General features: G+C 43.9%; 14 protein-coding genes. 12 read left to right on the top strand and 2 right to left on the bottom strand.

What is annotated here, in order from left to right; all coding sequences use genetic code 11:
• The first annotated feature begins 69 nt into the window (after positions 1-69).
• The 12 genes from lspA (at position 70) to pyrE (ending at position 13349) form a co-directional block, all read left to right on the top strand.
• Positions 70-540, top strand: a complete 471-nt coding sequence (gene lspA / locus ACQKL0_RS04590) for a signal peptidase II (protein ID WP_402868205.1) — start codon at positions 70-72, stop codon at positions 538-540.
• On the top strand, positions 533-1450 hold the full coding sequence (locus ACQKL0_RS04585) for an RluA family pseudouridine synthase (protein ID WP_402868207.1): 918 nt from the start codon (positions 533-535) through the stop codon (positions 1448-1450). The genes lspA and ACQKL0_RS04585 overlap by 8 nt, the downstream gene beginning before the upstream one ends.
• A gap of 195 nt (positions 1451-1645) precedes the next feature.
• Positions 1646-2188, top strand: a complete 543-nt coding sequence (gene pyrR / locus ACQKL0_RS04580; RefSeq protein WP_402868570.1) for a bifunctional pyr operon transcriptional regulator/uracil phosphoribosyltransferase PyrR — start codon at positions 1646-1648, stop codon at positions 2186-2188.
• Positions 2189-2343: 155 nt separating this feature from the next.
• Positions 2344-3654 (top strand): solute carrier family 23 protein, encoded by a 1311-nt coding sequence (locus tag ACQKL0_RS04575; protein WP_402868208.1) that lies wholly within the window; start codon positions 2344-2346, stop codon positions 3652-3654.
• Between the two features lie 191 nt (positions 3655-3845).
• On the top strand, positions 3846-4781 hold the full coding sequence (locus ACQKL0_RS04570) for an aspartate carbamoyltransferase catalytic subunit (protein ID WP_427686438.1): 936 nt from the start codon (positions 3846-3848) through the stop codon (positions 4779-4781).
• The gene (locus ACQKL0_RS04565) at positions 4744-6030 is read left to right on the top strand and encodes a dihydroorotase (protein WP_427686436.1); all 1287 of its coding nucleotides are present in this window, start codon (positions 4744-4746) and stop codon (positions 6028-6030) included. The genes ACQKL0_RS04570 and ACQKL0_RS04565 overlap by 38 nt, the downstream gene beginning before the upstream one ends.
• Positions 6027-7133, top strand: a complete 1107-nt coding sequence (locus tag ACQKL0_RS04560) for a carbamoyl phosphate synthase small subunit (protein WP_402868214.1) — start codon at positions 6027-6029, stop codon at positions 7131-7133. The genes ACQKL0_RS04565 and ACQKL0_RS04560 overlap by 4 nt, the downstream gene beginning before the upstream one ends.
• Entirely contained in the window at positions 7112-10318 is a 3207-nt protein-coding gene (gene carB / locus ACQKL0_RS04555; RefSeq protein ID WP_403080025.1) for a carbamoyl-phosphate synthase large subunit, read from the top strand. The genes ACQKL0_RS04560 and carB overlap by 22 nt, the downstream gene beginning before the upstream one ends.
• Positions 10315-11094, top strand: coding sequence for a dihydroorotate dehydrogenase electron transfer subunit (locus ACQKL0_RS04550; protein WP_427686433.1), 780 nt, complete (start codon positions 10315-10317; stop codon positions 11092-11094). The genes carB and ACQKL0_RS04550 overlap by 4 nt, the downstream gene beginning before the upstream one ends.
• Positions 11091-12032, top strand: a complete 942-nt coding sequence (locus tag ACQKL0_RS04545) for a dihydroorotate dehydrogenase (protein ID WP_427686431.1) — start codon at positions 11091-11093, stop codon at positions 12030-12032. The genes ACQKL0_RS04550 and ACQKL0_RS04545 overlap by 4 nt, the downstream gene beginning before the upstream one ends.
• Positions 12004-12720 (top strand): orotidine-5'-phosphate decarboxylase, encoded by a 717-nt coding sequence (gene pyrF / locus ACQKL0_RS04540; RefSeq protein WP_407407297.1) that lies wholly within the window; start codon positions 12004-12006, stop codon positions 12718-12720. The genes ACQKL0_RS04545 and pyrF overlap by 29 nt, the downstream gene beginning before the upstream one ends.
• Complete coding sequence (gene pyrE / locus ACQKL0_RS04535) at positions 12714-13349, top strand: orotate phosphoribosyltransferase (protein WP_427686428.1); 636 nt, start codon at positions 12714-12716, stop codon at positions 13347-13349. The genes pyrF and pyrE overlap by 7 nt, the downstream gene beginning before the upstream one ends.
• Positions 13350-13632: 283 nt before the next feature.
• Here pyrE and ACQKL0_RS04530 read toward each other — a convergent pair whose 3' ends face one another.
• Complete coding sequence (locus ACQKL0_RS04530) at positions 13633-14382, bottom strand: FxLYD domain-containing protein (RefSeq protein WP_427686426.1); 750 nt, start codon at positions 14380-14382, stop codon at positions 13633-13635.
• A gap of 385 nt (positions 14383-14767) precedes the next feature.
• Positions 14768-16495, bottom strand: a complete 1728-nt coding sequence (locus ACQKL0_RS04525) for an Rqc2 family fibronectin-binding protein (protein ID WP_427591080.1) — start codon at positions 16493-16495, stop codon at positions 14768-14770.
• Positions 16496-16621: the final 126 nt, after the last annotated feature.

The raw sequence follows: 16621 nt of genomic DNA, 5'->3' as shown, positions 1-16621 counted from the left end.
TATTAGTCATTATTTCTAGTTTATGCTACAATTCAAAAGTGAAGATTTGATTAGTTTGGGGGAAGAAATGTGTTTTATTACTTAATTGCCCTTTTGGTCATAGCTTTCGATCAGCTGACAAAATGGATGATTGTGAAAAAAATGGAGTACGGAGAAAGCATTGAAATTATTGAAAACCTTCTATATATTACCTCGCATCGTAACCGTGGGGCAGCATGGGGAATTCTACAAGGTCAAATGTGGTTTTTCTACATCATCACCATCGCTGTCATTATTGGAGTCGTCTATTATATTCAGAAAATGGCGAAGAACAGCCGTCTGCTTGGAGTTTCCCTAGGTCTTATGCTAGGTGGGGCAATAGGAAACTTCATTGACCGTGTTGCTCGCCAGGAAGTAGTCGACTTTGTCCATACTTATATTTTCAGCTATAGTTTCCCGGTATTTAATATTGCCGATGCCGCCCTTTCGATTGGTGTCGTGCTGCTCGTGATTCACATGTTCTTGGAAGAAAAAAACGCTAAGGAGAAAGATAATGGATAAAAAGCTATACAGCATCGACGAAACACTAAAAGGTACAAGGATTGACAAGGCTCTATCTACTTTAAATGAGGAATGGTCACGCACTCAAGTTGCACAATGGATCAAAGATGATCATGTGTTAGTGAACGGGGCTGCCATTAAGTCCAATTATAAATGTAGCATAGGTGACGAAATTGAAGTGCTGATTCCGGAACTTGTGGAATTGGATGCAGTCGCAGAAGAAATGGATTTGGATATCTATTACGAAGATGAAGACGTACTGGTTGTCAATAAACCGAGTGGAATGGTTGTCCACCCTGCACCGGGGCATGTAACAGGTACTCTTGTTAATGGGTTGATGGCCCATTGTAAGGATCTTTCTGGAATCAATGGCGTTATGCGTCCAGGTATTGTCCACCGTATTGATAAGGATACATCAGGTTTATTGATGGTTGCGAAAAATGACATGGCACACGAGAAACTTGTTCAGCAACTTGTTGATAAAACAGTAACCCGTAAGTATCAAGCTGTGGTCCATGGAGTGATTCCCCATGATTTCGGAACGGTTGATGCCCCGATAGGCCGGGATAAAAAAGACCGTCAGAGCATGACGGTTACGGATTCAAACTCTAAAAATGCGGTAACTCATTTCCGTGTGGTTGAACGTTTCACCGCGTTTACATTAGTAGAGTGTCAGCTTGAAACAGGACGGACCCATCAAATCCGTGTTCATATGAAATATATCGGATTCCCTCTTGCGGGAGATCCTAAATATGGTCCTAAAAAGACGTTGAAATTGGACGGACAAGCGTTACACGCAGGTCTTCTTGGTTTTGTTCATCCACGGACGAATGAATATATGGAGTTTGAAGCGCCAGCTCCTAAAGAATTTACGGAGCTAATCGAACAACTTCGTAGAAGTAGTATTTGACAAGACCATTTTTATGAGATAGTATTATATTAACTTAATGAGAACCTTTAACACAGTCCAGAGAGACTGAGAAGGAAACGGATAGCAAAAGGGGAACATATACCCTTTTGTAGGAAAATCCTCACACCTTCTTGGTGTGAGGATTTTTTGTTGAAGGAGAGCTCTCACAGTTCAAAAGAAATTGAGGTGGTCCATTTGAATGAGAAAGCAATCGTGCTCGATGAAAAGGCCATCAGCAGAGCCTTGACGAGAATTGCACATGAGATTATTGAAAAGAATAAAGGGATTGAGGATTGTGTCTTAATCGGGATTAGGACCCGGGGGATCTTCCTTGCTGATCGACTTGCCAAGCGCATCGGTGAAATAGAAAATAAAGTAATTCAATTAGGTGAATTAGACATAACGCTTTATCGTGATGATTTATCGAAAAAGACGAACGATGGTGAACCGGTTGTAAAAGGCTCGGACATTCCGGTCCCAATAACTGATAAGAAAATCATCTTAGTGGACGATGTACTATTTACGGGAAGAACGGTAAGAGCTGCTATGGATGCTTTGGTGGATATGGGAAGACCTTCGCAAATTCAACTTGCTGTATTAGTTGATAGAGGCCATAGGGAACTTCCAATCCGTGCCGATTATGTCGGTAAAAATATTCCAACTTCACAATCCGAGAAGATTACGGTCACTTTAACGGAAGTTGACGAGCTCGATCAAGTCACCATACTAGCGAAATGATAAATTAAATATTGCCCTTTTAAAAACGGTCCAGAGAGGCCGGCAAAGGGAGTGAAATGGAAAGGGACCTTAGCCTGACTGGTATAGGGCAGGCCCATCCGTGAAACCCTCTTTGTATATGCTGCAAAGAGGGTTTTTTTTGTGGCTTAGATGCAATGTTCATAGGGGGAAAAGAAATGGAAGACGAAAGAAAAGACATCATCCTCGACGTGGAAGACGTACCAAGGTTTGGTCAATGGGTGACATTAAGCATCCAGCACCTGTTTGCGATGTTTGGTTCAACGGTGCTAGTGCCATTCCTGGTCGGTCTGAGCCCTGCAGTAGCATTGGTTTCCAGTGGGGTAGGGACATTATCATACTTATTAATTACGAGAGGCCAAATCCCTGCTTATCTTGGTTCATCATTTGCTTTCATAGCACCCATAATCGCGGCCAAGTCACTTGGTGGACCGGAAGCGGCCATGATCGGCTGTTTTGTAGCAGGACTCATATATGGAATAGTGGCGTTGGTCATTCATAAAGTCGGTTTACGCTGGTTGATGGTTCTATTGCCACCGGTGGTCGTCGGTCCCGTCATCATAGTAATCGGGCTGAGCCTCGCTGGGACAGCAGTTGACATGGCCATGTATGATCCGCAAGACAAGTACAGCGTTACTTACATCATCATAGCACTCATCACCTTGGCAGCTACGATTATCTGTAACGTGTTTTTTAAAGGCTTCCTTAACCTGATTCCAATATTGATGGGGATCATAGTCGGATATGGCTGTTCGGCAATTGCAGGCATTATCGATTATGGACCGATTGAAACGGCAAAATGGTGGGAAATGCCGGAATTCATGATTCCTGGAATAACCTATACACCCACCTTTTCATGGGAAGTCATCGCCATCATGGTCCCGGTCGCCATCGTCACCTTATCTGAACATATCGGACACCAAATGGTATTAAGTAAAGTGGTAGGTAGAAACTTTTTGGAAAAGCCGGGTTTACATCGATCCATCCTTGGTGACGGCGCAGGCATCATGATCGGTTCCATTATCGGGGGACCGCCACTTACATCGTATGGAGAAAATATCGGGGTCCTGACGATGACAAAGGCATTTAGCGTCTACATCATCGGTGGTGCGGCTTTGACTGCTATGATCTTCGGTTTCAACGGGAAGATTTCAGCGGTGATCGGATCAATACCAACGGCCGTCATGGGGGGGATTTCCATTCTTCTCTTTGGTATCATCGCTTCAAGCGGTTTAAGGATGTTGATTGATAATAAAGTGGATTTTGATAAAAAACGTAATTTGATGATTGCTTCGGTCATCTTAGTAATTGGGATTGGTGGAGCATTCGTACAATTATCCGCAAATGTTTCTTTATCCGGAATGGCGCTATCAGCAATAGTGGGGATTGTACTTAACTTGGTATTGCCGGACAGAGAAAAAGTGACCGGAAACATCTTTGAAAAATAAACATTAAATAAATCACCTTTTAAAAGAAGTCCAGAGAGACTTAGAAGGGTGTTGCAGTAAAGACGGAAGAGGAAAGGAATGGGGAATTTCCCGATTACTCCAAGTCTTTATGACCTTCACCCTGTCCTTAAATGACGGGGCTTTTTTTATGCCCCGCATCACAAAAAAAGATTGTGAAAGGAGCAGGAATGATGAAAAAATTATTGACGATGAATGAGCTATCTTTAACTGAAATCGAAACGATCTTATACGAGGCAGAGGGGTTTGCCAATGGAACGAACTGGATGCCTATGCAGCAGACGATGGTCGCCAATCTGTTCTTTGAGCCAAGCACGCGAACCAAATCAAGTTTTGAAATGGCTGAAAGGAAATTAGGACTTGAGGTCATTCCTTTTGATGCGGGGACATCATCCGTGTTAAAAGGAGAAACCTTATACGACACAGCGAAAACATTTGAATCGATTGGAGTCAAAGCCCTCATCATCCGTCATGAGCAGGACAACTACTTTGATGAGTTGAGAGGCAAATTACATATCCCCATCATCAATGCGGGTGATGGTTGCGGAAATCATCCGACACAGTCTCTGCTCGATTTATTGACGATAAAGCAAGAGTTTACTAGTTTTAAAGGTCTGAAAATTTCGATTATTGGAGATGTGAGGCATAGCCGTGTGGCTAAATCCAATGCAGACGCACTCACCCGCCTAGGTGCAGAAGTTGTATTCTCAGGTCCTCCCGAATGGTTTGACGTAAACAATGGATTGGCGAAATACGAAGATATCGATCAAGCTGTAGCGACAGCGGATGTGGTCATGTTGCTCCGAATCCAACATGAAAGGCATAGTGATAAATATGACGTGGGAAATGGGGAGTATTTGAAAAGGTTTGGCTTGAATAAGATTCGTGAAAAAACGATGAAACCATGTGCCATCATCATGCATCCAGCCCCCATTAACCGCGGAGTTGAGATTGACAGTGATTTGGTCGAATGCAGCCGCTCAAGAATCTTCAAACAAATGCAAAATGGCGTTTTTATCAGAATGGCTGTGTTAAAAAATGTGCTTGAAAAAAATAAGGGAGGAAACACTCATGAAAACTGTCATCAAAAATGGAGTATTGCTAGATAATCAAAATCAATTCAAGAAAGCAGATATAGAAATAGAGGGAAGGTTCATCACGAAAATAGGGGAGAACCTGGCTACGGAAGATAGTAAAGTAGTAGATGCTGATGGGCTGCTTGTTACAGCAGGATTCATAGATCTTCATGTACATTTACGTGAGCCGGGGGGAGAACATAAAGAAACCATTGAAACGGGAACCTTGGCGGCGGCCAGAGGTGGCTTTACGACAGTAGCAGCCATGCCCAATACAAGACCTGTACCTGATACTGTGGAGCACCTTGGGGCGTTGAATAAAAAAATTGAAGAAACGGCACATGTTCGCGTGTTGCCCTATGCTTCGATCACGATTAGAGAAGCTGGCAAGGAGCTGACTGATTTTTCAGCACTGAAGAAGACAGGGGCATTCGCCTTTACGGATGATGGTGTTGGCATTCAAGAGGCAGGAATGATGCTTGAAGCGATGAAGCGGGCAGCTGCCATTGATATGGCTGTGGTCGCCCATTGTGAAGATAATAGCTTAATCAATAAAGGCTCCGTTCATGAGGGGAGATTCTCCAAAGAAAATGGAATCAATGGAATTCCTTCTGTATGCGAAGCTGTACATATTGCCCGTGACATATTGCTTGCGGAAGCGGCAGGCTGCCATTACCACGTCTGCCATATATCAACGAAAGAATCGGTAAGAACCGTAAGGGACGCTAAACGTGCCGGTATCAAAGTCACTGCGGAAGTGACCCCACATCATCTATTACTTTCAGAAGATGATATACCAGGGCTTGATACGAATTATAAAATGAACCCTCCTTTAAGGGGACGCGAAGATCGTGATGCTTTAATCGAAGGCTTGCTTGATGGAACCATCGATTTCATCGCAACAGACCATGCCCCTCATAGCGTTGAGGAAAAAGAGCAAAGCATGCAGCTTGCTCCATTCGGAATTGTAGGTCTAGAAACGGCCTTCCCGCTGCTTTATACGGAATTGGTCAAAAAAGAAATCATCACTCTGAAACAGTTGGTAGACTTCCTGACCATCAAACCAGCTGATTGCTTCTCGCTTCCATTCGGCCAGCTAAAAGAAGGAGCTGTGGCGGATATCACGTTAATCGATTTGAATGCAGAACAGGCGATCAATAAAGAAGAATTCGCTTCAAAGGGAAAAAATACACCTTTCCATGACAAGAAATGTCAGGGGTGGCCGGTCATGACGATTTCAGAAGGAAAGTTAGCTTGGGAAAAAGGACGTGTTCAGGGATGAAAAGACAGCTTATTTTAGAAGATGGTACGGTTTTCATTGGCGAAGCATTCGGTGGAGACGTGGAGAAAATCGGGGAAGTCGTATTTAACACAGGGATGACAGGCTATCAAGAAATTTTATCTGATCCATCTTATTGTGGTCAAATTGTTACTTTGACATATCCGCTAATTGGGAACTATGGAATCAACCGAGACGATTTTGAATCGATCAATCCAGCCATAGCGGGATTCGTCGTGAAGGAAACTGCAGAATTTCCTTCTAACTGGCGCAACCAATTATCACTTGATGACTATTTGAAAATGAAGAATATCCCTGGAATCTCCGGGATTGACACGAGAAAGCTGACAAGGATCATCAGAAAGACAGGTGCTCTTAAAGGGGCGCTCTGTAATATGAATAAGAAGGCCGATGAGGTTATTGCCCAGCTTAAAGCAACGGTACTCCCGACCACTCAAGTGAAACAGGTATCTACTAAAACGGCCTACTCAAGTCCAGGTAGGGGACCGCGAGTGGTTCTAGTCGACTACGGAATGAAGCATGGTATTTTACGAGAGTTGACGAAACGTGGGTGTGACGTCGTGGTCGTTCCTTATAACATCACGGCACAGGAGATCATGAACTATCATCCGGATGGAGTGATGCTGTCCAATGGACCTGGAGACCCAAAAAGCGTTCGGGAAACGTTAGAAATGATTCGGACAATCCAGAAAGAAGTCCCACTATTCGGAATTTGCCTGGGCCATCAGCTGTTCGCGCTTGCAAACGGGGCAGATACAGACAAACTAAAATTCGGTCATCGCGGATCCAACCATCCAGTAAAGGATCTTCGTACGGGAAAAGTGTCCATTACTTCGCAAAATCACGGTTACACAGTCGAAACGGATTCAATCGAACATACCGACCTTACCGTTACACATACTGCCTTGAATGATGATACCATCGAAGGTTTACGCCATAAACATTACCCGGCCTTTACGGTTCAGTACCATCCGGAGGCGTCACCAGGACCGGAAGACGCCAATTATCTTTTCGATGAATTTTTACGGAACATTGAAGTTGCCACTACAAAGGGGGAAGAAACATGCCAAAACGCACAGATATAAAAAGCATCTTAGTTATTGGTTCTGGTCCAATCGTAATCGGCCAGGCCGCTGAGTTCGATTATGCAGGAACTCAAGCATGCATCGCATTAAAAGAAGAGGGCTACCGGGTAATTCTGATCAACTCAAACCCCGCGACGATCATGACCGACAGTGAAATGGCTGATGCGGTTTATATCGAACCGATCACCCTGGAATTTGTTAGTAAAATCATCCGCAAAGAGCGTCCGGATGCCTTGCTTCCGACTTTGGGCGGACAGACGGGATTGAATATGGCCGTAGAATTGGCCAATGCAGGGATATTGGAAGAATGCAACGTCCAGATTCTGGGCACGAAACTTTCTGCCATCCAACAAGCGGAAGATAGGGATTTGTTCCGCACGTTAATGAATGAACTCGATGAGCCGGTTCCGGATAGCGACATTATACATAATTTAGATGAGGCCTATGCGTTCGTGGAACGAGTCGGCTATCCAGTCATCGTTCGCCCCGCGTTCACATTGGGGGGAACAGGAGGCGGGATCTGTGAAGACGAAGAGCAATTGATTGAGATTGTTGAAGGCGGCTTGAAAAGCAGCCCTGTCCATCAATGCCTTCTTGAGAAAAGCATTGCCGGCTTTAAAGAAGTGGAATATGAAGTGATGCGAGACTCCAATGATAATGCGATAGTCGTATGTAATATGGAGAACTTCGATCCAGTCGGTGTACATACAGGTGATTCGATTGTTGCGGCACCAAGTCAAACGCTAAGTGACCGAGAGTACCAAATGCTTAGGAACACTTCATTGAAAATCATTCGTGCCTTGAAAATCGAGGGTGGTTGTAATGTTCAGCTGGCCCTTGACCCAGATAGCTACCAATACTATGTGATTGAAGTCAATCCACGGGTAAGCCGTTCATCGGCACTCGCATCGAAAGCGACAGGATACCCGATAGCCAAACTTGCGGCTAAGATTGCAGTCGGTTTGACGCTAGATGAAATGATGAACCCGGTTACGGGCAAAACGTATGCCAGCTTCGAACCGGCGCTAGATTATGTCGTCACGAAAATCCCTCGGTGGCCGTTCGATAAATTTGAAAGTGCCAACCGTAGACTCGGCACGCAAATGAAGGCAACTGGAGAAGTCATGGCGATTGGCCGAACATTCGAGGAATCGATACTTAAAGCTGTTCGTTCCCTTGAAGCCGGGGTATATCACCTCGAGTTGAGTGAGAATTTCAATGATGAATTAATTGAAAAAAGAATCCGGAAAGCGGGAGATGAACGGTTATTCTATATCGGTGAGGCATTAAGAAGAGGAAAAACGATAGAAACCATTCACGAATGGAGTCAAATCGATTTATTCTTCCTTCATAAACTGAAGAAAATCATCGACTTTGAACAAGAGTTACGTACTCATATTTATGACACGGAAGTCCTGCAGAAGGCTAAAGAGCTTGGCTTTTCCGACAAAACCATTTCGGAAATCTGGGAAGTCGCTGAAATCAATGTATATGAATATCGAAAACAGCATGGAATCATACCAGTCTATAAAATGGTTGATACGTGTGCCGCAGAATTCGAATCAGAAACGCCGTATTTTTACGGAACGTATGAAGAGGAAAACGAATCGGTGGTAACGGATAAAAAAAGCGTCATCGTACTGGGGTCTGGTCCAATCCGAATTGGTCAAGGTGTTGAATTCGACTATGCGACCGTACATTCCGTGTGGGCCATTAAGGAAGCGGGCTATGAAGCAATCATCATCAATAATAATCCTGAAACGGTATCAACAGATTTCAGTATTTCCGATAAGCTTTACTTCGAGCCGTTGACACTTGAAGATGTGATGCATGTCATCGACTTGGAGAAACCAGAAGGGGTCATCGTTCAATTTGGCGGGCAGACCGCCATCAATCTTGCAGAGGGGTTAGTTCATCGGGGTGTAAAAATACTCGGTACCTCTTTAGAAGACCTGGACCGTGCGGAGAATCGAAACAAATTCGAAACCGCTCTCCAAGAAATGGGCATTCCACAGCCTAAAGGGAAAACGGCCACGTCCGTCGAAGAAGCGATCATCATTGCTGAAGATATCGGATACCCGGTTTTAGTAAGGCCTTCCTATGTACTCGGAGGAAGGGCGATGGAAATTGTCTACAAACAAGAAGAGTTGCTTCATTACATGAAAAATGCGGTGAAAATCAATCCGGAACACCCGGTACTGATCGATCGGTATCTAACGGGTAAAGAAGTGGAGGTCGACGGCATTTCGGATGGCAAGACCGTGGTCATTCCTGGAATCATGGAACACATCGAACGGGCAGGGGTTCACTCGGGCGATTCGATTGCCGTCTATCCGCCCCAAAGCCTGACGGATAAGCAAAAAGAAGTGATCATCGATTACACCACCAGATTGGCAAAAGGATTGAAAATCATTGGTTTGCTGAACATCCAATATGTCATCAGTAATGACGAAGTGTATGTCATAGAAGTGAATCCACGTTCAAGTCGTACGGTTCCATTCTTAAGTAAAATCACAAATGTACCCATGGCGAACCTCGCAACAAAGGTGATTCTGGGACAAAGCCTTGAAAGTCATGGGTATCAGTCAGGAATGGTTCCCGAACAAACCGGGGTCTATGTAAAAGTGCCTGTCTTCTCTTTTGCTAAATTGAGAGGAGTGGACATATCACTCGGGCCTGAAATGAAATCGACTGGGGAAGTCATGGGGAAAGATAGCACACTTGAAAAGGCCCTATACAAAGGACTTGTCGCTTCCGGCTTCACCATACAAAGCCATGGAACGGTCTTGTTAACCATATCGGATAAAGATAAGCAGGAAGCACTTCAATTAGCCAGACGCTTCCATAACATCGGCTTCAAGCTAATTGCCACAAGTGGAACGGCGAATATGCTGGAAGAGTCGGGCATCCCAACTGCTGTCGTAGGAAAAATCGGAGAAGAAGGCAGGAATCTGTTGGATGTCATCCGTCATGGCGAAGCCCAGTTCGTCATCAATACATTGACAAAAGGGAAGCAACCGGAGCGGGATGGGTTCAGGATTCGACGTGAATCGGTTGAAAATGGAGTTACCTGCTTGACATCATTGGATACAGCAGAAGCCATTTTAAGAGTGATCGAATCCATGACATTCTCGACGGAAGCCATGGGAAAGACGAAAAAAAGTCGTGAGGTGAGCTATACATGATCAAGAAGGAAACAATGAAGGTGTTGACACATAAAGAGCTGGCTCCATCTATCTTTGAGCTAACCCTACAAGGTGAGTTAGTTTCTGAAATGAAGCAGCCGGGGCAATTTGTCCAAATTAAACCGACGGAAGGTACCGAGCCGCTGCTAAGACGCCCGATTTCGATTTCTTCTTACAATAAAAGCAAAAAGGAATTCACGATGATTTACCGGGCTGAAGGGAAGGGAACAACATTATTGTCCCAGCGAAAGCAGATGGAAGGGGTAGATATTCTCGGCCCACTTGGCAACGGCTTTCCGGTTGATGAAGCGAAAGCTGGAGAGATTGCATTGTTGGTCGGTGGGGGGATAGGCGTCCCTCCCCTGTTCCAGCTCTCAAAAATGCTGGTTGCCAGAGGCGTTCGGGTTATTCATGTGCTTGGTTTCCAAACGATGGCCGCCGTTTTTTATGAAGAAGAGTTTAGTGAATTAGGAGATACATATATTGCAACGGTGGATGGATCATATGGGACAAAAGGATTCGTTACGACGGTAATCGAGAAGCTGGGTGTGGAATTTGAAACGGTCTTTTCCTGCGGGCCAACGCCGATGTTGAAGGCGTTGGAAGCGGGGTATAGCGACAAGAAGCTTTATCTATCGCTAGAGGAAAGGATGGGGTGTGGCATCGGTGCTTGTTTTGCCTGCGTATGTCACACTGCAGACGATCCGGAAGGCTTTAGTTATAAGAAGGTATGCAGTGACGGACCCGTATTTCGTTCAGGAGAGGTGGTACTATGAGCAGATTATCGGTAGAACTACCCGGTTTACACTTAAAAAATCCGGTCATGCCAGCTTCGGGCTGTTTTGGATTCGGGCGTGAATACAGCCAGTTCTTTGATTTGGATATATTGGGAGCCATCATGATTAAAGCGACCACACCAGAGCCTCGTTTTGGCAATCCGACACCGCGTGTCGCTGAAACCTCCTCAGGGATGCTGAATGCAATCGGATTGCAAAACCCGGGTCTGGATAAAGTCATCAATGAAGAATTGGCGTGGCTCGATAAATATGATGTGCCGATCATCGCAAACATTGCCGGATCCCATATAGCCGATTATGTGAAAGTTGCCCGGGACATAAGCAAGGCAGAGAATGTCGTGGCACTTGAATTGAATATCTCCTGCCCGAATGTGAAAGAAGGCGGCATCACTTTTGGGACGATTCCCGAAGTTGCAAAGGAAGTAACTAAGGCAGTAAAGGAAGTTTCCTCGGTCCCTGTTTATGTGAAGCTTTCTCCCAATGTCAGCGATATTGTAGCCATGGCCAAAGCGGTTGAAGAGGGAGGGGCCGACGGTCTGACAATGATCAATACGCTAGTCGGCATGCGGTTGGATTTAAAAACGGGTCAGCCGATCCTTTCAAACAAGACTGGTGGATTGTCTGGTCCTGCCATTAAACCAGTCGCACTTAGGATGATTTATGAAGTGAGTCAGCAAGTTTCGATTCCAATCATTGGTATGGGCGGCATCTCTTCTGCGGAGGATGTCATTGAATTTTTCTATGCAGGTGCAAGCGCAGTTGCGGTGGGAACAGCAAACTTTGTGGATCCCTTTGTGTGCCCGACGATTATTGAAGAATTGCCCAAATTGTTGGATGAGTTAGGATTTGAGCATATTTCGCAATGTACCGGAAGGAGTTGGAAGCAGAATGAAGCAATCGTTAATAATCGCGCTTGATTTTCCTAGCCTGATTCAAACGAAGCAATTTTTACAACATTTTCATTCGGAGAAACTAGCAGTTAAAGTCGGGATGGAGTTGTTTTATCAGAACGGACCGGGAATCATTTCATTTGTAAAAGAACAAGGGCATGATATTTTTCTGGATTTGAAGCTTCATGATATCCCTAATACGGTCAAAATGGCAATGAGGGGGCTTGCTACATTGAATGTGGATATGGTGAATGTCCATGCGGCCGGCGGAAGCAGAATGATGGAAGCGGCACTTGAAGGCCTTGATAGTGGAACGGCTACCGGAAAAAAACGCCCATTATGCATAGGGGTGACCCAACTGACAAGTACGTCACAGGAACAAATGAATCTCGAACAAAACATCAACGGAACACTTGAAGATGCAGTACTGCACTATGCAAAGCTCTCAGGCCAGGCCGGCCTTGATGGTGTTGTCTGCTCGACGCATGAAGTTAGAAGGATCCATGAACATATCAGCGACCAATTTATGACGGTCACGCCAGGCATCCGTAATGCAGGTGGACCAACACATGATCAACACAGAATAGCCACTCCTGAGCAGGCAAGGCTCATAGGGTCCGATGCAATCGTGGTAGGTAGAGCAATCACATCTGCAAAAGATCCATTACAAACATATTTAGACATGAAGGCATCTTGGGAGGGAATTCGATGTTAAACCAATTAATTGCAGAACGACTTTTAGAAATCAAAGCGGTATTCCTACAGCCAAATGAACCATTCACGTGGGCATCTGGAATCAAGTCACCCATTTATTGCGATAATCGTTTAACCCTTTCCTATCCAGCGGTTCGGAATGAAATCGCCGAGGGATTGAAAAAGTTGATTGAACAGAACTTCCCGGATACTGAGCTAATCGCTGGCACCGCCACGGCTGGAATACCGCATGCCGCTTGGGTGAGTGATAGAATGGATTTGCCGATGTGTTATGTCCGCTCGAAAGCGAAGGAACACGGAAAGGGCAATCAAATTGAGGGGCGTGCTTTGTCAGGTCAAAAAGTGGTTGTCGTTGAAGATTTAATATCTACAGGCGGTAGCGTCATCACGGCAGTAGACGCTCTTAGAAAAGCAGGATGCGAGGTCCTTGGGGTCGTTTCCATCTTTACATACGAATTAGAAAAGGGAAAAGAAAAGTTTACTGCTGAAAACATTACGAACTACTCCTTAAGTGATTATTCCTCATTGATTAAAGTGGCTAATGAAAAAGGCTATATTACTGCAGGGGAACTGGAAAAGCTAAAAAAATGGCGTGAAAATCCCGAAGACTCCGCCTGGATTTCTGCATAAATAGAGCTAATGGGTTGATGTTTGATAGGTACGCTTAAACAGCACCACGTATTCTCTACTGAATATGGGGTGCTGTTTTATACTTTTTTGGTACCGTACCCCCATGACACATATACTATGCCATTACAGTTTTGGCTATGGTGGAAGTAAAAGGGGGTGATCAGGGTTCGTATTAACATAAAAAAGCACACCACTAATACAAGCGGTGTACCAAAGTTTGTTTCATGTGGAAACATTCTAGTTATCACTTTTTTAATAAAATAGCCTTTTTTATACTATTAAATTACCACTTCCAACTGTAAGCAACAGTTTTTACTTCTTTCGCTTTTCCTTTGACGGTAGCTGGAAGTTCTGGATAGTTCAGTTCGAATGCCGTTTTTCCACCTGCATTCAACCCAATATCTAATGAACCATTCAATACGCCTACCAATTTCCCTTCTCCATCATATAAACCAGATGCCAAACGAATGTCATCCGCTTTTTCATCCCCGTCATTTATCACATTCCCTGTGACAGAATAAGGATTATCTGAAAAATCACCGCTCAAAGCGTTCAACTTAACATTTTCCGTTTTTAAATAGGCTGGTTCCTCATCTGTTGTATCGAAATCTATATTAGAATACGCTTTATTGACCAATTTAGGGTCTTTCACAGAATCTAAAATAGTGGATTCACCAATATACGCCGTTTCACCTGGCATGATGACATCAGGTGTAGCCGTTATCATACTGGCCGTACCAAGGACGCTTCCGTCTTCCCCTTCAAAATTAATTTGGATATCACTTAACGAAGCAGGGGCATTTCCAGTATTTTTCACTTCGGCAGAATAGTTCACCCAAACAGAATCAATAGAATCTTTCCAAGCATCGAATGTTTCTTGCATTATTTCTACTTTCGCTTCTTTTTTATCTTTTTGTTCAGCTTTTGTATTGGTAGAAGAACCTTTCTCAGTTGAAACAGTTTGTTCCTCACCTGAACAGGCAGTCAATAGTAAAACCACCAACAAAAGACTCATACTCCATATTTTTTTCATTGAAATAATTCCTCCCTTTTACAACAGGAACTATATTACCATAGTTTTTACGGATTTGGTTGAAAAAATCAAACCTTCAGTGCTTTACAAATGATGGACTAGAGAAGCATAGATCTTTGAATAGGTATTTATTCCATCTCGATTTCTAAAATATGTATTTATTTTTTTGTTTTACTATTTAACAAGACTTTCGACCTGGTGACATTCAAGGCATCGTTTTTTCATGAGATCAAAAGGGCCCTTCTCTTTACGATTTCTATTAGTATATTCTTCACTTTTACCATCTCTAAGATGATGCTTCAACCAAAATAAAAACTGCACCCCGCTTGTTAGGTCATGTCTAACAAGCGGGGTGCAGTTCACAGGGTATTGTTTTTATTAATACTTATCCTTTTACGTGTGTCGCTTCTTTTAAAGAAATGACCGTATCGGCATCAGGGGTAACATAAACGGTTTGCTGTTGTTCATAGATGACAAACCCAGGTTTCGATCCATTTGGTTTCTTCACATGGCGAACTTGGGTGAAATCGACAGGCACCGAGCTTGATTGCTTGGCTTTGCTGAAGAATGCAGCTAAAGCGGCAGCTTCCTTTATCGTATTTTCACTTGGTGATTCATTCCGAATCACGACATGTGAGCCGGGAATATCCTTCGTATGAAGCCAGATTTCATCACGACGGGCAAATTTATTCGTCAAGTAATCATTTTGCTTATTATTTTTCCCGACAAATATGAGGTCTCCATCACTACTGTAATAAGTCTCAAGCTGCGGTTTGGCATTGGCAGGTTTTTTCATGCCCTTTTTCTTTTTCTGGCGGATGTAGCCTTCTTCTTGTAGTTCTTCGCGTATTTCCTCGATATCTTTTGGTGAGGCAGACTGCAATTGCTGATGCAAGGCTTCAAAGTAAGCCAATTCCAGTTGGGCTTTTTCGATTTGCTCTTGGACGACAACGACCGCATTTTTGGACTTTTGATACTTTGAAAAGTACTTCTGTGCATTATCAGATGGGTTTTTTAATGGATTAAGCGGGATAACGACAGTCTCTTGATCTTCATTGTAATAATTGATGACCTCGATTTCCTTCATGCCTTTTTTCATTTGATATAAGTTGGCTGTCAGCAATTCACCGAACAGTTGGTATTGTTCCCCGCGTTCCGTTTCCTTTAGCGTACGTTCCAATTTTCCGATTTTTTTTGAGTTTTTTTCTATTTCATTCGTAATGAAGCGTTCTATATCCTGGCCCTTTTGCTTGACCCGGTCCCGTTCGGCTTTCCCGAAGTAATAGCGGTCAAGCATCTCGCTTAAGGATGGAAATGACCTTTCTTTACCCGTCAGGTGATTCAGAGAAAGCATATAGAAAACTTCTTTACTGCCATCTTGTTTGATGGTCGGGACATACTCTCGATCTGCAATCTCTTTTATGAGGCTAGAGAAAGCAGGTGGAAGTGTCGAACTGTTCGCCAAACCAGCACGGTAAACGGCCTCTTTAGCCGCTAGGGGTGAAACTCCTGAGAAATGGGCTACTAGCTGACGGTCAAGCTTTCCAGCATTAAAGTCCAGCGATTTCCTTATATCATCGTCAGTGGAGTCAAATGGATTTTGCTTCTCCTGTTCTGGGGGGAGAATGTATTCCTGGCCAGGTAATATCGCCCGGTGGCTGTTCACAGCGTGTGATACATGTTTGATGCTGTCTAAAATCATATTCCGCTCTTTATCAACTAAGATGATATTGCTGTGACGACCCATAATTTCGATGATTAGCTGTTTCTGGGAAACATCGCCCAGTTCATTTCTACCTTTCACTTCGAGGATGATCATCCGATCTAGCTCATGTTGATAGATGTCCTCGATTGTATATCCTTCCAGATGCTTCCTGAGCAGCATGCAGAACATTGGTGCCTCTTTCGGATTTTCATAGCTTTCTTCTGTCAGCTGTACCCTTGAATAGCTCGGGTGTGCAGATAATAGTAGCTTTTGATTTTTACCTCCAGCCCGAACCACCAGTATGATTTCGTTTTTATAGGGCTGATGCACTTTATTGATGCGCCCGCCTTTTAATAAAGAAGCGATTTCTTCCGTTATCGCTTTCGTGAATAATCCATCGAATGACATTCATTTTACTTCCTTTACATAAGATTTTCTATAAGGCTCTTTCAATAGCCGTTTTAAAATGGTTGCCTATATTACTGGAATAAACATGGGAATGAGTCTATTCCTGACATTCATTAATCCATCGGT

The organism is Peribacillus sp. NPDC097264, assembly GCF_050277925.1.
Taxonomy (GTDB): domain Bacteria; phylum Bacillota; class Bacilli; order Bacillales; family DSM-1321; genus Peribacillus.
The sequence above is the reverse complement of the archived record's forward strand: the minus strand, read 5'-3'. Positions and strand labels throughout refer to the sequence as shown.

Excerpts from the sequence above, each read along its gene's own strand:
- ACQKL0_RS04585 (WP_402868207.1), top strand. The coding sequence starts at position 533 with ATGGATAAAAAGCTATACAGCATCGACGAAACACTAAAAGGTACAAGG.
- ACQKL0_RS04575 (WP_402868208.1), top strand. The coding sequence starts at position 2,344 with ATGTTCATAGGGGGAAAAGAAATGGAAGACGAAAGAAAAGACATCATC.
- ACQKL0_RS04570 (WP_427686438.1), top strand. The coding sequence starts at position 3,846 with ATGAAAAAATTATTGACGATGAATGAGCTATCTTTAACTGAAATCGAA.
- ACQKL0_RS04565 (WP_427686436.1), top strand. The coding sequence starts at position 4,744 with ATGAAAACTGTCATCAAAAATGGAGTATTGCTAGATAATCAAAATCAA.
- ACQKL0_RS04560 (WP_402868214.1), top strand. The coding sequence starts at position 6,027 with ATGAAAAGACAGCTTATTTTAGAAGATGGTACGGTTTTCATTGGCGAA.
- carB (WP_403080025.1), top strand. The coding sequence starts at position 7,112 with ATGCCAAAACGCACAGATATAAAAAGCATCTTAGTTATTGGTTCTGGT.
- ACQKL0_RS04550 (WP_427686433.1), top strand. The coding sequence starts at position 10,315 with ATGATCAAGAAGGAAACAATGAAGGTGTTGACACATAAAGAGCTGGCT.
- ACQKL0_RS04545 (WP_427686431.1), top strand. The coding sequence starts at position 11,091 with ATGAGCAGATTATCGGTAGAACTACCCGGTTTACACTTAAAAAATCCG.
- pyrF (WP_407407297.1), top strand. The coding sequence starts at position 12,004 with ATGAAGCAATCGTTAATAATCGCGCTTGATTTTCCTAGCCTGATTCAA.
- pyrE (WP_427686428.1), top strand. The coding sequence starts at position 12,714 with ATGTTAAACCAATTAATTGCAGAACGACTTTTAGAAATCAAAGCGGTA.
- ACQKL0_RS04530 (WP_427686426.1), bottom strand. The coding sequence starts at position 14,382 with ATGAAAAAAATATGGAGTATGAGTCTTTTGTTGGTGGTTTTACTATTG.
- ACQKL0_RS04525 (WP_427591080.1), bottom strand. The coding sequence starts at position 16,495 with ATGTCATTCGATGGATTATTCACGAAAGCGATAACGGAAGAAATCGCT.